Here is a 16,830-nt window from a genome sequence, read left to right as displayed (position 1 = left end):
GATGCAACAACCCAAGCGTATTACACTCAATACAGCCCCTCAGCGTGATATTGTCGCCTACCAGTGGCAAGCTGAAGCCCCACGCGCTGTCATTATCATGGCGCCGGCCATGGCGGTGCCGCAAGCCTACTACCAGCACTTTTGTAATTGGTTAGCCGCGCAAGGCTTTCACGTCATTAGCTTTGATTACTATGGTATTGGCGCCTCGGTTGATAAGCCACTTAGCCAGCTAAGCACCTCAATAACAGACTGGGCCACCTATGACGCTGCAGCGATCATTGACTATGCAACCAGTAACTACCCCCAGTTACCCTTGTTGTGGTTTGCGCACAGTATTGGCGGGCAACTATTCGGTATGATACCCAACCACAACGCCGTGCAGCATATGATCACTGTGGCAACCGGTACCGGCTTTTGGAAAGACACTAAACCACAACTTAAGTACAAGTCATGGCTATTGTGGCGAGCTATTACACCGTGGCTCATTCCACTGCGAGGTTATTTCCCTGGCCGCGCCTTAGGCATTGTCGGTAATGTACCCGCAAAAGCCATGCAGCAATGGCGCCGTTGGTGTCTACACCCTGACTATTTAGTCGGCGCCGAAAACTTATATCAGCGTTACGCCGAAGTAAAAACTCCCATTACCTCGCTAGCATTTAGCGACGATGAGTTACTGACAGAGCGCAACATAACCGCCATGCACAATTTTTATAAAACAGCGGTACAGCAGCGGCATGTTATTACACCAGAACAAATTGGTACGCGGCGTATCGGCCACTTTTCGGTGTTTCGACCAAGCTACCAAGACTATTGGCCGGAGCTTTTTCAACAACATATTGAAAAAGCTCTCGCACCAAGCGCATTTCGTAGCTAAGCCAATTTGCGAATTAACTGTGCAGTGTTGCGGCGCACCAAACGCGCACAGGCTAAGCGGCCAAGCACACCCACCACCACTGCACCAGACACCGGGCCGAACAGCCAGAAGCGCCAGTGAATTGTCGCGGCCATTTCAAACACCTGTGTTTGCAAAATATAAAGTGACAATTCCATCGCCAATGTAGCAATCAAGCCGCTAATAGCGCCTAGTATGACAAACTCATAAGTAACGCTGCGACTCAGTAGCTTGGCCGGCGCCCCGAGCGTACGAAGTATCACCAGTTCTTTCTGGCGCTCTTCCATTGATGCCTGCACTTGCGCCAATAATACCAAGATACCGGCAACAAGTACCAAAACCAATACAAACGCAATCGCAATGCTCACTTGCTCAATAACTTCGCGCAATTGCTCCATAACTGCGTCAAGATCAATCAAGGAAACCTGCGGAAACGGCTTAAACAAGTCATAGAGTTCGCTTTTACGCTCTGGCGGTAAATTAAAGCTGGAAATAAATGTCGCCGGAAAGTCCTCTAATGTGGCGGTATTAAAAATCATGAAGAAATTCGGCTGCAATGACGCCCAATTCACTTCACGAATACTGGTTACCGGCACCGTAAAGGTGTTTCCTCCAATATTAAACTCCAACTCATCGCCCACGCTTAAATTCATACGTTCAGCAACTTCTTGCTCAATAGACACTTGTGGTTGTGGGTCATCACCCCACCATTGGCCCGCTGTCAGGGTATTATTCGGCGGAAGTTCATCACGCCAGGTAAGTGACAATTCACGGCCAAAGCCTTCGCGCTGCTCGGCATTGTTAGTCGCCGTATCCGCTTCATCACCACCAGCTTCTTTGGTCACCTCATCGCGAACCGGTACGCCATTGACTGCGGTCATGCGTCCTGGAACCACCGGGTACATATCATTAGAGACAATGTCACGCTCGTTAAAACGTTTCTGTAGAGCTTCAACATCATTGCCAGCCACATTGATAATAAAATAATTAGGCGCATCATCGGGTAATTGACGCTCCCAATCAGCTAATAATTCATTGCGCAACGCCAACACCAGCAGCAACAACATGATTGCGGTTGCAAAGCTCAACATTTGTACACTATTGGCTTGCGCACGACGTTGCAGCCCTGCCATCGCTAAGCGCCAGGAACTTCCTGCTTGCATGCCCGCTTGGCGACTCGCGCGAATAAACACACGACCAATCGTCAATAACAGAACTGCCGCCATCGCACCGCCAACAAACAATGCCGTGGATAGCAGCCATTGTTGACTATAAATCAGTAGCAGCGCATAAATAGTGCCGGCAGAGGCAACCCAATGCAGCCATCGCAGTTTGTCCGTTCCGGTTAATTGGCGATTCAACACTCTTAAAGGAGGAATACCAATCAAGCGCAGTAACGGATACAGGGTAAACATGACGGCGCTGACTAAGCCTGTTGCCGAGGCTAATACATAAGGCTGCCAGCCCGCAGCTGGCAAACTTGCACCTAACTGATCTGCCACCACCTCAATCACTTGAGCCTGAATAAACCACCCAAGCGCAAGGCCAACCGAAATACTAATTAACGTCAGCAGCAACAGGTGCAAAATAAAGATTTTTTGAATTTGCGCTTTCTCAGCACCGAGCGTTTTAAAAATCGCCACAACGTCATAATTTCGCTGGCAATAGCGCTGCGCAGCCACGGCCACAGCTGTAGCCGCCAACACCACGCCGAGTAAGCTTGCTAGCAGCATAAAACGCTCTGCACGCTGCAAGCTACGCGATAATGGGCTATCACCGTCTTCAATGCTACGCCAATTGTGAGTGTCTTCGTTGAGCTGTGGCGTCAACCATTCTTCATAGGCCTCAAGCTCACTCGGCTCACCGGCAAAAAGCACGTTGTAGCGCACTCGCGAACCGGGTTGAATTAATCCTGTTTGCTCTAACTCATCGTAACGAATCAGCACATTTGGGCTATCCGTAAACACCGAAAAACCGACATCAGGTTCATAAGTCAGTACCCGACTCACTGTAAATTGGCTGTTACCAATTTCTAAGCTATCGCCGACGGCAAGATTAAGCTCTTGAAACAGCGCTGAAGCAACCCAAGCTTCGCCAGCATTCGGTAAACCCTTCGCGGGTTCTTCCGTGCCAAAAGGTTCGCCCGCGGTACGTAACTCGCCCCGCAACGGATACCCGTCGCCGACTGCTTTTACATCGACCAAGGCTAACTCGCCGTCGGCAAATGCCATACTGTTAAAGACCACCCGCTCAGCGGTTTTTATTCCTCGCGTTTGCGCTTCGCTAATCCAGCTTTCATTAATGGTGCGGCGTGAGCTCAAAACACGATCAGCTGCTAAAAACTCTGCACTACGCTCAAGTAGGCCAGACTGCAGTCGTTCAGTAAACAAAGATAGCGACAATACCGCAGTAACTGAGAGCACAATCGCTGCCGCCATAATGGTTAATTCGCCGCGTTTTAATTCGTGGCGCAATAAACGCCATGAAATTTTATGCCACATCACGAACCACCTCGGTTAGCTGCCCAGAGTCCATGCGCAATACACGCTGACAACGCTCAGCAAGCTCGGCGTCATGGGTCACCATCACTAAGGTGGTACCCGACTCTTGGTTCATTTGAAACAGCAAGTCTTCAACTTTATGGCCTGTAGTTGAGTCCAAATTACCAGTCGGCTCATCGGCAAATAATATTTTGGGCGTACCTATAAACGCTCGAGCAATAGCGACTCGTTGCTGCTCACCACCCGACAATTGATTTGGGTAATGGGTTAAGCGCTCTCCCAGCCCCACTTTAGTCAGTAATTCCCGAGCTTGTTGCTCAGCATTCTTGTGGCCAGCTAGCTCAGCAGGCAGCATGACGTTTTCTAAAGCAGTTAAACTTGGGATCAATAAAAACGATTGAAAAATAAAACCGATTTTGTCAGCACGCAATTTTGCGCGTTGCTCTTCATCCAAATCGCTCAACTTTACGTTATCTATAAGAACATCACCGCTACTTGCGATGTCTAAACCCGCAAGTAATGATAATAATGTGGATTTGCCCGACCCTGAGGCACCAACAATCGCAACCGTTTCACCGGCGTTTATCGCCAAGTCAATTGGTTGTAGAATGTGTAACGTACCGTCTTGAGTGGTCACTTCTTTTTCTAATTGAGTGGTTTGTATAAGCATTTATGAAAAACTTCCTAGCTAAATTGTTTGTAATCGTCGCACTGTTTGTTGTTATACGTCCAGTTTCGGCAAATGTCTCACTTGTTGTTTTAGGTGACAGCCTTAGCGCAGGTTATGGTATGGCGCAAAGCGAGTCATGGGTTGGAGTTTTACAGCAACGCTGGGCCGAAAAATATCCTGACATTACCCTAATTAATGCCAGCATTAGCGGCGACACAACCCAAGGCGCCCTTAATCGGCTAGCCGGCGTTATCGAGCGTCATCAACCCGATGCTGTTTTTGTTGAATTAGGGGGGAATGACGGATTACGCGGCTTTAACCCTGCTACTATCGCAAACAATTTGGAACAAATCATCACCCAATTGCAACAGCAAGACGCTAAAGTTGCGTTAAGCCAGGTAAGAATTCCGCCGAACTACGGCCCACGCTACAACGACATGTTCTCGTCATTGTTCTCGCAGGTAGCCGAAAAGAAAGAAGTGCCATTAATTCCGTTTTTTATGGAGCAAATAATTGTGGATGAGAACTTGATGCAGGGAGATGGTATTCATCCTAATCGTGAGGCGCAACCGCTTATTGCGGACATCATGGAACCCCACCTACTGAAACTAGTGCAAAAACGATATTAGCTATCAGATATTGGATATTAGAAAAACAACGGCGATATTGGATATTGGAAAACTGGCAGCTGTTTGGATAAAGCTTGAGATATTAGATCTAATATCAAATATCTAACAGCTGATATCGCATTTGCTCTTAAAGAAGTGGCGTCCCCTAGGGGATTCGAACCCCTGTTACCGCCGTGAAAGGGCGGTGTCCTAGGCCTCTAGACGAAGGGGACAAGGACTGAAAATCTGGTTACTCGTTACTGGTTATTCGTTATTGGCTTTGCTCTTTCGAGAAACGAATAACGACTAACGAATAACGTTTTAAGAAGTGGCGTCCCCTAGGGGATTCGAACCCCTGTTACCGCCGTGAAAGGGCGGTGTCCTAGGCCTCTAGACGAAGGGGACCCCGGACATTCATATTTGTTCTGCTCAATAAGAGTGGCGTCCCCTAGGGGATTCGAACCCCTGTTACCGCCGTGAAAGGGCGGTGTCCTAGGCCTCTAGACGAAGGGGACGCACCAGAACAAATCACTATCAGTTTATTCACTACTGTTGTTGCAGCTTTTGGTGGAGCTAAGCGGGATCGAACCGCTGACCTCCTGCGTGCAAGGCAGGCGCTCTCCCAGCTGAGCTATAGCCCCACTAACTTCAAAAGCCGTGTGCTACATCAGTACCCTGACAGCGGTGCGAATTCTAGGGTAATTGGCGCACCACCGTCAACCTTTTTTTCGGCAAAATGAATTGTTTGCCGAAATTTACGCCAGTTCGCTTAATAGACACACAATAACCTTGGCAAAATTAGACTCTGCGCAATACACAATAGATAAATTTCTGTTCACTGCCTTGCGGCGTTTGGTGCGTTTCACGTTCTGCATGAACAAGCTCGAAGTCAGCACCGAACGTCGCTGCTAGCTTTGCCACAGAGTAACGTTGCACAGGCAAACCACTGCAGCGCTCAGGTCCATCCTCAGCAAATGTCGCAATAACCACATAACCGCCAACCTGCAATGCCGTACGAACCTGTTGAATATAGGCCTGTTGCTGTGCAGTTTCGGTGAAAAAGTGGAACACAGCACGATCATGCCAGATTAAATAACGCTGATGCGGCAAGTCACAGCCGAGTATATCCCCTACTCGCCAATCTATAGCTGCAGAAATTTCAGTGCCTAGCCGTTGTTTAGTTGTCTTCAGGGCTGCGGCTGAAATATCCAGAACAGTTAATTCACGAAAACCTTCATGCCAAAGGTCATCAATTAATTTTGCAGCACCACTTCCCACATCAATTATTGCGGCGCTGTGACCCATTCCCGTCGCTTCAATCAAACGAATAGAGCTGTCGGCACGCGTTTGAAACCAACTGACTTGATCGGTTGATTTAGTTTGATACACGTTTTCCCAGTGTTCTTTTGGCATCGCTAACCTATTCATCAAAGTGATAAATACGTTCCAATGAAGCACGATCTCGTACTGTAACTTCCATATCTCGCACTAAACCGTCTTCAATACTATAAACCCATCCATGAATAGCTAATGGCTGACCACGATCCCATGCTTGTTGAATAATGGTCGTTTTGGCCAAGTTGCGTACTTGTTCAATGACGTTTAACTCGCAGAGTCGATTAATGCGGTCAGTTTCGCTAGCAATAGCTTCTAATTCTTTGTGATGTTCACGATAAATATCTTTGATCGGAAATAACCAATGATCAACCAACCCGTGGCTACAGCTTTCCGTCGCCGCACGCACACCACCGCACCCGTAGTGGCCAACCACCAATATATGTTTCACTTTTAGCGCTTCAACGGCGTACTGCACTACGGATAGACAATTGAAGTCGGTTTGAATGACTTGGTTTGCAACGTTGCGGTGAACAAATAATTCGCCTGGCGCCATTCCAACAACTTGGTTAGCCGGTACACGGCTATCTGAGCAACCTATCCACAAGTATTCTGGTGTTTGCTGGGCAACCAAATTATTAAAAAAGTCAGGATCTTGCTCTTGCATGCGCTTAGCCCATGCTTCGTTATTGGCAATTAACTGACGAATTCTCGGCATATCGTTTATAACTCCTGTAAAAAAGGCGCCTGAACGGCGCCTTCTTCTTAATTACTGTGCTTGTTCGCGTTCAATGATAAACGAAATTGCACGAGCAATACGTCCTACCACTTGTTCTTGTGGAATTAATTCAAGCGTTACGTCTAATGAAGGTGAATTCCCAGAACCAGTAGCAGCAACGCGTAACGGCATACCCACTTTGCCCATGCCAACCCCTAAGTCTTCTGCCGTTTGCTGTATTGCTGCTTGAATACTTTCAGCCTTCCAGCTAGTGACACTCGCTAAGCGGTCTTGCACGGCTTCTAATGCTTCACGAGCAACAGGGCGCAAATGTTTTTTAGCCGCATCAGCATCAAATTGCTCGAATTCCTCGTAAAAATAACGACTTTGCGAGGCCATTTCTTTGAGGGTTTTCACTCGATCAGCCATCAAAGGAATTAATCTTTCCAATGCCGGGCCTTTGCTTACATCAATGGCTTGATCAGTGAAATGCCATTGAAGGTATGGCACCACCTGTTCAACCGGTAGGCTCTTCATATAATGCTGATTCAACCAATTAAGCTTCTCAGTATTAAAGGCCGACGCTGCTTTGTTAACGTCGTCTAAACGAAATAGCTTGATCATTTCATCAACGCTAAAAATTTCTTGGTCGCCATGTGACCAGCCCAAACGTACCAAATAATTCAATACCGCTTCTGGCAAATAGCCGTCGTCACGATATTGCATCACGCTGACAGCGCCATGACGTTTTGACAGTTTCTTACCGTCGTCACCTAAAATCATTGAAACGTGTGCATACTCAGGCACGGGAGCACCTAAGGCTTTTAAAATATTAATCTGACGCGGTGTATTGTTAATATGGTCTTCGCCACGCACCACATGAGTGATATTCATTTCCCAGTCATCAATAACCACACAGAAGTTGTACGTCGGTGTGCCGTCGCTGCGAGCAATAATCAGGTCATCCAGTTCAGTGTTAGCAAACTCAATATGGCCACGAATGTGATCATCAAAGGTCACGCTTCCTTCTTGTGGGTTACGAAAGCGCACTACGAATTTACCGCCCGACACATTTGGATTATCACGGCAGTGACCGTCGTAACGTGGTTTTTCACCGTTTGCCATTTGCTCATCGCGCATTTTTTCTAGGCGCTCCGTCGAGCAATAACACTTGTACGCTTTATCTTCAGCAAGCAGCTTGTCGATATAGTGGTTATAACGATCAAAACGCTTGGTTTGATAGTAAGGGCCCTCGTCCCAGTTCAAGCCTAACCATTCCATGCCTTCTAAAATGGCATCAATGGCGGGCTGAGTTGAACGTTCGCGATCTGTGTCTTCTATGCGCAATACAAATTTGCCGCCAGCTGCTTTTGCAACTAACCAAGAATAAAGAGCTGTACGTGCGCCACCAACGTGAAGATATCCAGTGGGGCTTGGGGCAAATCGAGTGACAACAGTCATAGTTCTTGCTTTCTCCGCATTATTCGGGTTATTTTGAGGCCTATTCTAGCAAGAAGCCGCGGCGTACGCATTAGGCAGAACACGAGAATATTTGGTTTTTAGCAGGCATATTGTTGAAATTTACGACGAAACGATGAAAAAGCAAGCAGTCGAACAAAACAAGTGATATTTCCTGTTGACAGTATCGTGAAGCTCCCTATAATACGCCCCGCAACGCAGAGAAAAGGATGGTTAGCTCAGCTGGGAGAGCACCGCCCTTACAAGGCGGGGGTCACTGGTTCGAACCCAGTACCATCCACCACTTCTTCATTTTCTCTGTCTCCCTGATGGATGGTTAGCTCAGCTGGGAGAGCACCGCCCTTACAAGGCGGGGGTCACTGGTTCGAACCCAGTACCATCCACCACTTCTTCGAAATGCAAATACGATATTAGCTATTGGATATTAGATATTAGATCTGATATTCCCTGCTACACCTAATATCCAATATCGCTCTCGCTCTTAATATCCAATATCGCTCTTGCTCTTAATATCCAATATCGCTCTCGCATTTCTATCGATTAACGACTAACGAAATGAAGCGGCGCAAGTGACGCGAGAACAACAGCATCCAACCAACCATTAGCCAACCAAACAACAGCACCGCCTTCACAAAGGAAAACGTTGGCCACAATTGACTAATCAAGCTAAGCAATAACACACCATCAACTATCCAACTAAACCATAGCAACAGTGGCAATACTTTAAAGCTAGCACTAACCCAGGGTGCTATTTCTGTTTTCACTTGGGTTATTAGAACAAAAACCATCAATGCGGGGGCGCCAACTAATAGCGCTAAACCAAATTGTTCGGTTGTGGTGTAAAAAAATTTAAGTAGACGAGCTCTATCTTCGACAAAGGTGAGAGAGATAATCCACGCAAGATAGCCACGCGTAAAAAACACCACCATAAACAACAGGCTCAGCGGTGTTTTTAACGCGCCGTCTAAAGTTACATATTGCTCATCGCCTGGTTGCAGTTGCACGTACTTTTCCGTTTAGCATGGTAAAAAATCATGCGCTATGCTACGTGCACCGAATCCATTTGTCGACTTTGTTCACGGGCTTTTCGTGCCGCCCAGAATTTTTCGTGAAAATAATAGGCTACGGTATTCACCACCGGTTCAATAAGGGCCACGGCACCACCAAGCACTACATCACCGGTCATTAACCAAACTAAGGTGAAGGCGACGGATACGTGCATAACCCCGAATGAAACTGTTTTTGCCATAATTCTATCCCCCTTGGCTGCTTATGGATAGATAATAGCATTTGGTTTTATTAATTCTAATTGAAAAAACAGATAGAGGTGAACGCGATAGCGTTGCTTCGCACCACCCGGCCTTACCTTTAGGGAAAGACGCCGGGTTACAGTCGTTTGAGTTGTTCGCGCAATTGGCCCAGTTCGTCACGAAGCGCGGCGGCTTTTTCGAATTCGAGATCTTTGGCTGCTTGATACATTTGCTTTTCGGTCGCTTCAATTTTTTGTACCAAGGCTTTGGGATCAAACAGCGCTGGGTCGTAGGCCAATTCTTTCTCGGCAACTTCGCGTTGTTTTTCGCGGCGCGGTGCACGCATGCTGCCACCACCAAGATCCATCACGTCAGTGACGCGTTTATTCAGGCCTTTTGGAGTAATGCCATGTTCTTCGTTGTAGGCAATCTGTTTGGCGCGACGGCGATCAGTTTCATCAATAGCGCGTTGCATCGAGCCAGTAATACGATCAGCGTACAAAATGGCCCGGCCATTCAAGTTCCGTGCTGCACGACCAATGGTCTGAATCAACGAGCGGTCAGAGCGTAAGAAGCCCTCTTTGTCGGCGTCAAGTATGGCAACTAGCGACACTTCTGGCATGTCTAAACCTTCACGCAGCAAGTTGATGCCGACTAACACATCAAACTCACCCAGGCGTAAATCACGAATAATTTCCATTCGCTCAACGGTGTCGATATCAGAATGCAAATAACGCACGCGAATACCGTGCTCGTCCAAATAATCGGATAAGTCTTCAGCCATTTTTTTGGTTAACGTGGTCGCCAAAACGCGTTCGTTGCGCTCAACCCTCAAGCGAACTTCAGACATCAAATCATCAACTTGTGTCGCGACTGGACGAATCTCAATCTCTGGATCGATTAAGCCCGTTGGGCGCACCACTTGCTCGACAATTTCACCCGCACATTTTTCAAGTTCATATTTGCCTGGCGTTGCCGACACATAAATAGTTTGCGGGGCAATGGCTTCAAACTCATCAAATTTTAACGGCCGATTATCAAGCGCCGATGGCAAACGAAAACCATAGTTCACCAAGTTTTCTTTACGCGAGCGATCGCCTTTATACATCGCGCCAACTTGAGACACCGTAACATGCGACTCATCAATAATTAACAACGCATCATCTGGCAAATAATCAAGCAATGTGGGTGGCGGCTCGCCCGGCGCCCGCCCCGATAAATAGCGCGAATAGTTTTCAATGCCCGAGCAATAACCAAGTTCAAGCATCATTTCAATGTCAAACTGGGTGCGTTGGCTTAAGCGTTGTTCTTCAACCAATTTATTATTATCTAATAATTGTTGTTTGCGCTCTTTTAGCTCTTCTTTGATTTGGTCTATAGCTTTTAAAATAGTTTCACGCGGCGTCACGTAGTGGGTTTTCGGATAAATGGTTGCGCGCGCCACATCGGCCTCGGTCACCTGCCCTGTTAACGGCTCGAACAAACTAATGCGATCAATTTCTTCATCGAATAACTCAACACGCACCGCTAATTGCTCAGATTCCGCCGGAAAAATATCAATAACTTCGCCCCGTACACGGTAAGTACCGCGTTCGAATGCAGCGTCATTTCGTTTGTATTGCAATTGTGCCAAACGGCGCAAAATGTCGCGTTGGTCAATAATGTCACCACGGCGCAAGTGCAACATCATTTTCATGTATGACTCAGGATCACCCAAACCGTAAATGCATGACACCGACGCCACCAGAACAACATCGCGACGTTCCATTAAGGCTTTTGTTGCAGACAGTCGCATTTGCTCAATGTGATCGTTAATTGAAGCGTCTTTCTCAATGAAGGTGTCGGTAGTGGGCACGTATGCTTCTGGTTGATAGTAGTCATAGTACGACACGAAATATTCCACGGCATTGTTCGGGAAAAACTCTTTCATTTCTCCGTACAACTGCGCGGCTAGGGTTTTATTGTGCGCAAGAATTAACGTCGGCCGCTGAATTTTCTCAATCACATTGGCCATGGTGAAGGTTTTGCCAGAGCCGGTAACCCCCAGCAAGGTTTGATGCGCAAGGCCAGCGTCTAAGTTATCAACAAGCTTTTCAATAGCCGCAGGTTGATCTCCCGCCGGTTGATAGTCAGACTTAAGTTCAAACGAACGACTCATCACGCCTCCTTGTTACGCGTTCTTGTTTCGCGTTGAAACCATAGCCATGCAATACCACCAGTGATGACATTGGCGATAACACCACCGGCAAATAAGCCTGGAATATCGTACACCAATGCACCGAGCCAACTTAACGGCACAAACATAATAAACAAGCGAATAATGCTTAAACCTAACGCGCTCATAGGCTTGTGCAATGCGTTGAAGCTTGAATTGGTAAGAATAATCACGCCCTGTACGCCGTAACCAAGCGGCATAATATAAATAAACAACCGAATTAGTCGCGCTACTTCTGGGTCATCGGTAAATGCAGCGGCAACCCATGGCGCTAACGCAACCAACACACCATAAATAATTAACTGCACGATAAGTACACTGCGAATAGCGACTTTGTATGCGGCATTGACCCGATCATAGGCATGGGCGCCAAAGTTTTGACTAATCAGCGGCGGTAGCGACATAGATAACGCCAAAATAATCACGCTCGCTAATGATTCTAGTCGCGAGCCTACGCCAAATGCCGCAACAGCCGGTGCTCCATAAGCGGCAATGATTGCCGTTAAAACAGCCATAGCCAATGGCGTTAACATGTTGGCACCAGCTGCGGGTATACCAATAGATAAAATTTGGCGTGCAGAATGCAGCCAGCTTGCGTCTTTAGGTACCAGCAACGTCAGTAGTTGCTTGTAATTTAGGTACCACAACACTAATAGGGTACCGATAATCCAAGAAATAAGGCTAGCTAACGCAGCACCTTGCACGCCCATGGCCGGAATAGGCCCTAAGCCAAAAATTAAAATAGGATCAAAAATAGCGTTTAATAGCCCGCCCGAGGCCATGATCAATGAGGGCGTGCGCGTATCGCCAGAGGCGCGAAGTACGGCGTTACCCACCATGGGAGTAACCAATAATACGGCCCCCAAAAACCAAATGGTCATATAGTCATGTATATAAGGCAGCAGACGTGTTTGCGCACGAAGCAAGGCAAAGATCGCGTCCATACTGACGTAGCCTATTACCGACAAAACCACCACCAATAACGCTGACACGCTTAAAGCCACAGTGCCGTCAAAGCGAGCATGCTCTTCCCGTCCCGACCCGCGTTTACGAGCAATGACCGCTGAAGTACCTATGCCAAGACCAATCGCCAAGCTAACCACGGTGAAGGTAACCGGAAAGGTAAAGCTAACGGCAGCAAGCGGGTCTGTGCCTAGCATGCCAACAAAAAATGTATCCACCACATTGAAACTAATCAACGTAAGCACGCCAATAACAACCGGCCACGTCATTCGCCACAACGTAGGTTGTATGGGATCATGCAGAAGAGATTTTGCCGCTACAGCTTGGCTCATGTGGTTCCTAATTCGTGCAAAAAAAGAAGCGCTAGTGTAACGAATTTTGCGCCATTTCGCTATGCAATAACGAGCGGATCATTCAGCGATCAACCAAGCCGATCAATAGACAAAAACCACTGAAAACTATATAGTGTGCCTAACTTTTTAACCCCTTCTACGTTTAGGATCACGCTGTGAAATATCAATTATCAGATCGTGTTAATGCTATTCAACCCTCTCCTACTTTAGCGGTTTCGCAAAAAGCGGCCGAGCTCAAAGCTGCAGGGCATGACGTTATTGGATTAGGCGTCGGCGAACCTGACTTTGATACGCCAGAGTTTGTCAAAGTAGCCGCCAAAGCAGCCATTGATGCAGGCCACACAAAATATACGGCGGTTGACGGCATTCCTCAGTTAAAGCAAGCGGTTATTGACAAGTTTAAACGCGATAACGGCTTAGACTATGAGCTTAGTGAAATATTAATTTCGGCCGGCGGTAAGCACAGTATTTTTAACCTGCTTAGTGCTTGGCTAAACCCTGGTGACGAAGTACTTATTCCGGCACCGTACTGGGTTTCTTATCCAGATATGTCGCTGTTAGTGGGCGCGGTACCAAAATTTATTGAAGCAGGTATAGAGCAGCGCTACAAAATCACCGCGTCTCAACTTGACCAAGCTATTACCGACAAAACGCGATTATTGTTCCTAAATAGCCCGTCAAACCCAACCGGCACTGCCTATACCAAAGCAGAATTTGAAGCGCTAGCTGAGGTTTTACGTAAATATCCGCAGGTTTTAATTGCCACCGACGATATGTACGAACATATTTTGTGGAGCGATGAAAGCTTTTATAATATTGCAATGGTGGCACCAGACTTAAAAGATCGCATTGTGGTTTTATCGGGGGTCTCGAAAGCTTATGCCATGACAGGTTGGCGCATTGGCTATGCCGCTGGGCCTAAACCGCTCATTGCTGCAATGAAGAAAATTCAGTCCCAAAGTACTTCAAATCCAGCAAGTATAAGCCAGTATGCAGCACTTGCTGCCTTAGAAGGTGATCAGAGTATTATCAAGACCATGGTCAGTGCCTTTAAAGAACGTCACGATTATTTAGTGGATGCCCTGAATAAAATACCGGGTATGAAATGCATTGCCGGCGATGGCACCTTTTACACTTTTGCTAATATTGACGGGTTAATTGCAGCTAAAGGTGCAAGTTCAGACGTTGAGTTGTGTGAAATGCTATTAACTGAAGCAAAAGTGGCGTTAGTTCCGGGGTCAGCGTTTGGTGCTCCTGGGCATTGCCGCTTTTCATTTGCCTGTAGCTTGGAAACATTGAAAGAAGCTGTTCGTAGAATTTCTGAGTTCGCCAACGGCAATAATTAAAATTGGCGAATACCAGCACTGTCACAAATATTTAATCATCAAGAATTTAGGGGCTTTCGGGCCCCTTTTTTATGCTTTAATTGTGTACAACTCAGGCAAAAAATGCACAACAGCTGATGTAAATTGCGACGAACAACATGTTCTTAATCAAAGTAATTTTAGTGATTTCAAAATAATTATAACTAATTGTTTTTTAATTGATTTTAATTTCCAAGTTAATTTTTAAGCAATCGCTAAATTGCCCCGAACCGCCCATCATTCATGACAACTCACACAGTTTCCCACAAGGTTATCCACAGATTTAGTGGATAAGATCGTCTAGGCTTTTAACGGCGCGCGATCGCGCTACATGTGGATAACCGTGAGCAAGCACGAGTATATCATTTATCATAGTTGATTTCTGTTTCAAAACTTGACTTTGATTTTTTCTAACCGTTTGCACACAAAACAAGCAAACAGTACTTTTAAGTATTGACAGGCGCCGCAACCGCCATTAACATTCGCACCCGTTGTCAGATGTGTTCCCCAGTAGCTCAGTTGGTTAGAGCGGTGGACTGTTAATCCATGTGTCGTTGGTTCGAATCCAACCTGGGGAGCCAAGACATCTAACAACACCCCCTATATACTCTTGAAGTATTCCCCAGTAGCTCAGTTGGTTAGAGCGGTGGACTGTTAATCCATGTGTCGTTGGTTCGAATCCAACCTGGGGAGCCACTTTCAACCTCGTAAAATGCATCCAATAAGTACTCCTGTTGCCATTCCATTTGACACCATTCCATTTGACACCAAAGATCAGAACTTAATTGATGTACAGGCTCTTGAGCGCCATGCGCAAGCCAACGCGCGACTTCGGCTGCCACATTTGGCCACTGGCATTGCACAGCGGTTGCGGATGATAAAAACTCACCCAATACCTCACCATCAAGCTTGTTCATTACCGTAGCTAGTCGAGCTTTCTGTAAGCAATTGGCATTTGCTATCTGCTCAAACTGTCCCACTAACGGCTTCACCAGAAGTTTTTTCCCTAGCGCCAATGCTTCACTTGCTGTTTCGAAGCCAGCGTTACTAATGATGCCTTCAGCTTGCCCCATGGCTTGTGCAAAACCTATTCGAGACGGAGCACTATAGCGAATATGCCCAATTTGCTGTTCCTCGGCTGCTGGATGAAATACATGAAACTGAACCTGAGGAAAGCAACTTAGTAAGCCATGAATGGCGCCTAAGCCCTCAAACGGCAGATAAACCAAGTAGTTTCCTTCTATCACGCGTTGACGATCGCCCCGATGATGAATAATTGGCGGTAGGACATGTGACGCATCGTCAAGCCAGTGCATACCAACCACTGTTTTAGCTGGCGCAAACCAGCGCAACAACTGCCGTTGCAATGCAGAAATCGGTAAGCTTGGGGTTTCTTTAAAAAACGCATATTGGCGCCCTAACCCAATAACCGGTTTGCCTTGCAAACGCCCCGCCCAAGCCGTGATAGGCTCGTAGTCACTAACCACCAAGTCATAATCGTTTAACTTTAGCTGGCGTGCGTCACGCCAAAACTGCTGCCAATTATTTCGTGCTAAGGTTGCTCGTACATTCACCTGCCCATGTTGCACTACAAACGACAAGCCCTCGCGCCATTGCCAGTTACCGAAAACTTCCATATCAAACAGTTGCTCTTTGGGGCGGCCCGACACTAAATAATCAACTTGTACTTGTGGATATTTGGCCAAGGCCTCGGCCAAAGCAACACATCGACTTAAATGGCCATTTCCGGTGCCTTGAATGCCTACTAGAATTTTCATACAACCCCCAATGCTAGCCATGCTAGTGCTGAACCTAATAAGGCGCCTGCAGCGATATCTCCGGGATAATGCACGCCAAGTAATACACGCGATAAACCCACCGCAACTGCCCATACATAAAACAAGCTAATCCATGCCGGAAAATACGCGCTCATAATGCCAGCGAATAAAAATGCGGCCGTGGTATGGCCCGAAGGAAAGCTAAACTGGTCGTGGGCCATAATAGCCGCATGAAACGAAGGAAATCTTTGGTATGGCCGCTGCCGTTTTAGCAGCCTTTTAAGCAGGGTAAATAGCGGTATTTCTACAGCAAAACCAATAACTAACGTGGTAATGAGCGGCAAACTTTCGGTGCCATGAAAACTGGCTAGCAAGCACGCGATAATGGCATAGCTATAGCCGTCACCCGAACGCGAAATCCAGCGCGTTACCTTGTGCCCGCACCAGCGCCTGGCGCGGCCATTAAGCCAGTGAAAACTACGTTGATCAAACTGGCTTAGTCGTCCAACCCAACGGGTCATAAAAGCTGTCATACGTTCTCGCCTCTTGTGGCTTGCCGTGCCTGACTTGAACGAAATTTAGCCAATGTGAGTAACAGCTCAGTGACAGATTTGTGAACCTTTCATGACAATGTGCTAGAAAATATCCAACAAATATGAATAACACTACAGTCTATCGGTTGTTTCAAAGCGCTAAACATTCGA

Annotated in this window: 14 protein-coding genes, 8 tRNA genes and 1 pseudogene; 8 read left to right on the top strand and 15 right to left on the bottom strand. The window is 46.9% G+C overall.

Annotation, left to right across the window (positions count from 1 at the left end):
- Position 1 precedes the first annotated feature (1 nt).
- Positions 2-874: an alpha/beta hydrolase family protein gene (locus BM334_RS04175; protein ID WP_241970916.1), complete on the top strand. Its 873-nt coding sequence runs from the start codon at positions 2-4 to the stop codon at positions 872-874.
- Here the strand turns inward: BM334_RS04175 and BM334_RS04170 are convergent.
- Both BM334_RS04170 and BM334_RS04165 read right to left on the bottom strand, forming a co-directional pair.
- Positions 871-3,393: an ABC transporter permease gene (locus BM334_RS04170; RefSeq protein ID WP_092838246.1), complete on the bottom strand. Its 2,523-nt coding sequence runs from the start codon at positions 3,391-3,393 to the stop codon at positions 871-873. The two genes, BM334_RS04175 and BM334_RS04170, sit on opposite strands and share 4 nt — an antisense overlap.
- Positions 3,383-4,063 carry an ABC transporter ATP-binding protein gene (locus tag BM334_RS04165; protein ID WP_092838243.1) on the bottom strand — a complete coding sequence of 227 codons (681 nt, stop codon included), beginning with the start codon at positions 4,061-4,063 and terminating at the stop codon, positions 3,383-3,385. The genes BM334_RS04170 and BM334_RS04165 overlap by 11 nt, the downstream gene beginning before the upstream one ends.
- Positions 4,064-4,065: 2 nt before the next feature.
- Between BM334_RS04165 and BM334_RS04160 the strand changes: the two genes are divergently transcribed.
- On the top strand, positions 4,066-4,692 hold the full coding sequence (locus tag BM334_RS04160) for an arylesterase (RefSeq protein ID WP_092838240.1): 627 nt from the start codon (positions 4,066-4,068) through the stop codon (positions 4,690-4,692).
- Between the two features lie 136 nt (positions 4,693-4,828).
- Here the strand turns inward: BM334_RS04160 and BM334_RS04155 are convergent.
- From BM334_RS04155 to gltX, 7 genes are all read right to left on the bottom strand, one after another.
- Positions 4,829-4,904, bottom strand: a tRNA-Glu gene (locus tag BM334_RS04155).
- Positions 4,905-5,000: 96 nt separating this feature from the next.
- A tRNA-Glu gene (locus BM334_RS04150) sits at positions 5,001-5,076 on the bottom strand.
- Positions 5,077-5,110: 34 nt separating this feature from the next.
- Positions 5,111-5,186, bottom strand: a tRNA-Glu gene (locus tag BM334_RS04145).
- Positions 5,187-5,236: 50 nt separating this feature from the next.
- A tRNA-Ala gene (locus BM334_RS04140) sits at positions 5,237-5,312 on the bottom strand.
- A 157-nt stretch (positions 5,313-5,469) separates the two neighbouring features.
- Positions 5,470-6,084, bottom strand: a complete 615-nt coding sequence (locus BM334_RS04135) for a class I SAM-dependent methyltransferase (RefSeq protein WP_198677336.1) — start codon at positions 6,082-6,084, stop codon at positions 5,470-5,472.
- Between the two features lie 7 nt (positions 6,085-6,091).
- Positions 6,092-6,724, bottom strand: coding sequence for a carbonate dehydratase (gene can / locus BM334_RS04130; protein ID WP_092838234.1), 633 nt, complete (start codon positions 6,722-6,724; stop codon positions 6,092-6,094).
- A gap of 51 nt (positions 6,725-6,775) precedes the next feature.
- On the bottom strand, positions 6,776-8,185 hold the full coding sequence (gene gltX, locus BM334_RS04125; RefSeq protein ID WP_092838231.1) for a glutamate--tRNA ligase: 1,410 nt from the start codon (positions 8,183-8,185) through the stop codon (positions 6,776-6,778).
- A 225-nt stretch (positions 8,186-8,410) separates the two neighbouring features.
- Between gltX and BM334_RS04120 the strand changes: the two genes are divergently transcribed.
- Positions 8,411-8,486 (top strand) — tRNA-Val (locus BM334_RS04120).
- Positions 8,487-8,513: 27 nt separating this feature from the next.
- Positions 8,514-8,589, top strand: a tRNA-Val gene (locus BM334_RS04115).
- 147 nt (positions 8,590-8,736) lie between these two features.
- Here BM334_RS04115 and BM334_RS04110 read toward each other — a convergent pair.
- From BM334_RS04110 to BM334_RS04095, 4 genes are all read right to left on the bottom strand, one after another.
- Positions 8,737-9,207, bottom strand: a complete 471-nt coding sequence (locus BM334_RS04110) for a DUF2919 family protein (RefSeq protein WP_092838228.1) — start codon at positions 9,205-9,207, stop codon at positions 8,737-8,739.
- A 35-nt stretch (positions 9,208-9,242) separates the two neighbouring features.
- Positions 9,243-9,452 carry a DUF2061 domain-containing protein gene (locus BM334_RS04105; protein WP_055438130.1) on the bottom strand — a complete coding sequence of 70 codons (210 nt, stop codon included), beginning with the start codon at positions 9,450-9,452 and terminating at the stop codon, positions 9,243-9,245.
- Positions 9,453-9,589: 137 nt separating this feature from the next.
- A complete protein-coding gene (uvrB, locus tag BM334_RS04100) occupies positions 9,590-11,611 on the bottom strand; it encodes an excinuclease ABC subunit UvrB (protein WP_092838225.1) in 2,022 nt (673 codons plus the stop codon).
- Positions 11,611-12,963 carry an MATE family efflux transporter gene (locus tag BM334_RS04095; protein ID WP_092838222.1) on the bottom strand — a complete coding sequence of 451 codons (1,353 nt, stop codon included), beginning with the start codon at positions 12,961-12,963 and terminating at the stop codon, positions 11,611-11,613. The genes uvrB and BM334_RS04095 overlap by 1 nt, the downstream gene beginning before the upstream one ends.
- A 176-nt stretch (positions 12,964-13,139) precedes the next feature.
- Here BM334_RS04095 and BM334_RS04090 point away from each other — a divergent pair, with 176 nt between their 5' ends.
- The 4 genes from BM334_RS04090 to BM334_RS12810 all read left to right on the top strand — a co-directional run bounded on the left by BM334_RS04090 (position 13,140) and on the right by BM334_RS12810 (position 15,273).
- On the top strand, positions 13,140-14,330 hold the full coding sequence (locus BM334_RS04090) for a pyridoxal phosphate-dependent aminotransferase (protein ID WP_092838219.1): 1,191 nt from the start codon (positions 13,140-13,142) through the stop codon (positions 14,328-14,330).
- Between the two features lie 522 nt (positions 14,331-14,852).
- A tRNA-Asn gene (locus BM334_RS04085) sits at positions 14,853-14,929 on the top strand.
- A gap of 38 nt (positions 14,930-14,967) precedes the next feature.
- Positions 14,968-15,044, top strand: a tRNA-Asn gene (locus tag BM334_RS04080).
- Positions 15,010-15,273, top strand: coding sequence for a hypothetical protein (locus tag BM334_RS12810; RefSeq protein WP_241970897.1), 264 nt, complete (start codon positions 15,010-15,012; stop codon positions 15,271-15,273). Before BM334_RS04080 ends, BM334_RS12810 begins: the two co-directional genes overlap by 35 nt.
- Positions 15,274-15,283: 10 nt before the next feature.
- On the opposite strand, the pseudogene BM334_RS04075 reads toward BM334_RS12810, so the two are convergent.
- Both BM334_RS04075 and BM334_RS04070 read right to left on the bottom strand, forming a co-directional pair.
- A pseudogene (locus BM334_RS04075) lies at positions 15,284-16,126 on the bottom strand (glycosyltransferase family protein); the annotation flags it as partial.
- Positions 16,123-16,659 carry a phosphatase PAP2 family protein gene (locus BM334_RS04070; protein ID WP_275069355.1) on the bottom strand — a complete coding sequence of 179 codons (537 nt, stop codon included), beginning with the start codon at positions 16,657-16,659 and terminating at the stop codon, positions 16,123-16,125. The pseudogene BM334_RS04075 and the gene BM334_RS04070, both read right to left, overlap by 4 nt.
- Between the last annotated feature and the right edge of the window lie 171 nt (positions 16,660-16,830).

Origin of the sequence: Pseudidiomarina donghaiensis (assembly GCF_900116895.1) — a bacterium.
GTDB lineage: Bacteria > Pseudomonadota > Gammaproteobacteria > Enterobacterales > Alteromonadaceae > Pseudidiomarina > Pseudidiomarina donghaiensis.
Note: the sequence above shows the minus strand (reverse complement) of the source record. Positions and strands in the feature narration are given on the sequence as shown.

Excerpts from the sequence above, each read along its gene's own strand:
- BM334_RS04175 (WP_241970916.1), top strand. The coding sequence starts at position 2 with ATGCAACAACCCAAGCGTATTACACTCAATACAGCCCCTCAGCGTGAT.
- BM334_RS04170 (WP_092838246.1), bottom strand. The coding sequence starts at position 3,393 with ATGTGGCATAAAATTTCATGGCGTTTATTGCGCCACGAATTAAAACGC.
- BM334_RS04165 (WP_092838243.1), bottom strand. The coding sequence starts at position 4,063 with ATGCTTATACAAACCACTCAATTAGAAAAAGAAGTGACCACTCAAGAC.
- BM334_RS04160 (WP_092838240.1), top strand. The coding sequence starts at position 4,066 with ATGAAAAACTTCCTAGCTAAATTGTTTGTAATCGTCGCACTGTTTGTT.
- BM334_RS04135 (WP_198677336.1), bottom strand. The coding sequence starts at position 6,084 with ATGCCAAAAGAACACTGGGAAAACGTGTATCAAACTAAATCAACCGAT.
- can (WP_092838234.1), bottom strand. The coding sequence starts at position 6,724 with ATGCCGAGAATTCGTCAGTTAATTGCCAATAACGAAGCATGGGCTAAG.
- gltX (WP_092838231.1), bottom strand. The coding sequence starts at position 8,185 with ATGACTGTTGTCACTCGATTTGCCCCAAGCCCCACTGGATATCTTCAC.
- BM334_RS04105 (WP_055438130.1), bottom strand. The coding sequence starts at position 9,452 with ATGGCAAAAACAGTTTCATTCGGGGTTATGCACGTATCCGTCGCCTTC.
- uvrB (WP_092838225.1), bottom strand. The coding sequence starts at position 11,611 with ATGAGTCGTTCGTTTGAACTTAAGTCTGACTATCAACCGGCGGGAGAT.
- BM334_RS04095 (WP_092838222.1), bottom strand. The coding sequence starts at position 12,963 with ATGAGCCAAGCTGTAGCGGCAAAATCTCTTCTGCATGATCCCATACAA.
- BM334_RS12810 (WP_241970897.1), top strand. The coding sequence starts at position 15,010 with ATGTGTCGTTGGTTCGAATCCAACCTGGGGAGCCACTTTCAACCTCGT.
- BM334_RS04070 (WP_275069355.1), bottom strand. The coding sequence starts at position 16,659 with ATGACAGCTTTTATGACCCGTTGGGTTGGACGACTAAGCCAGTTTGAT.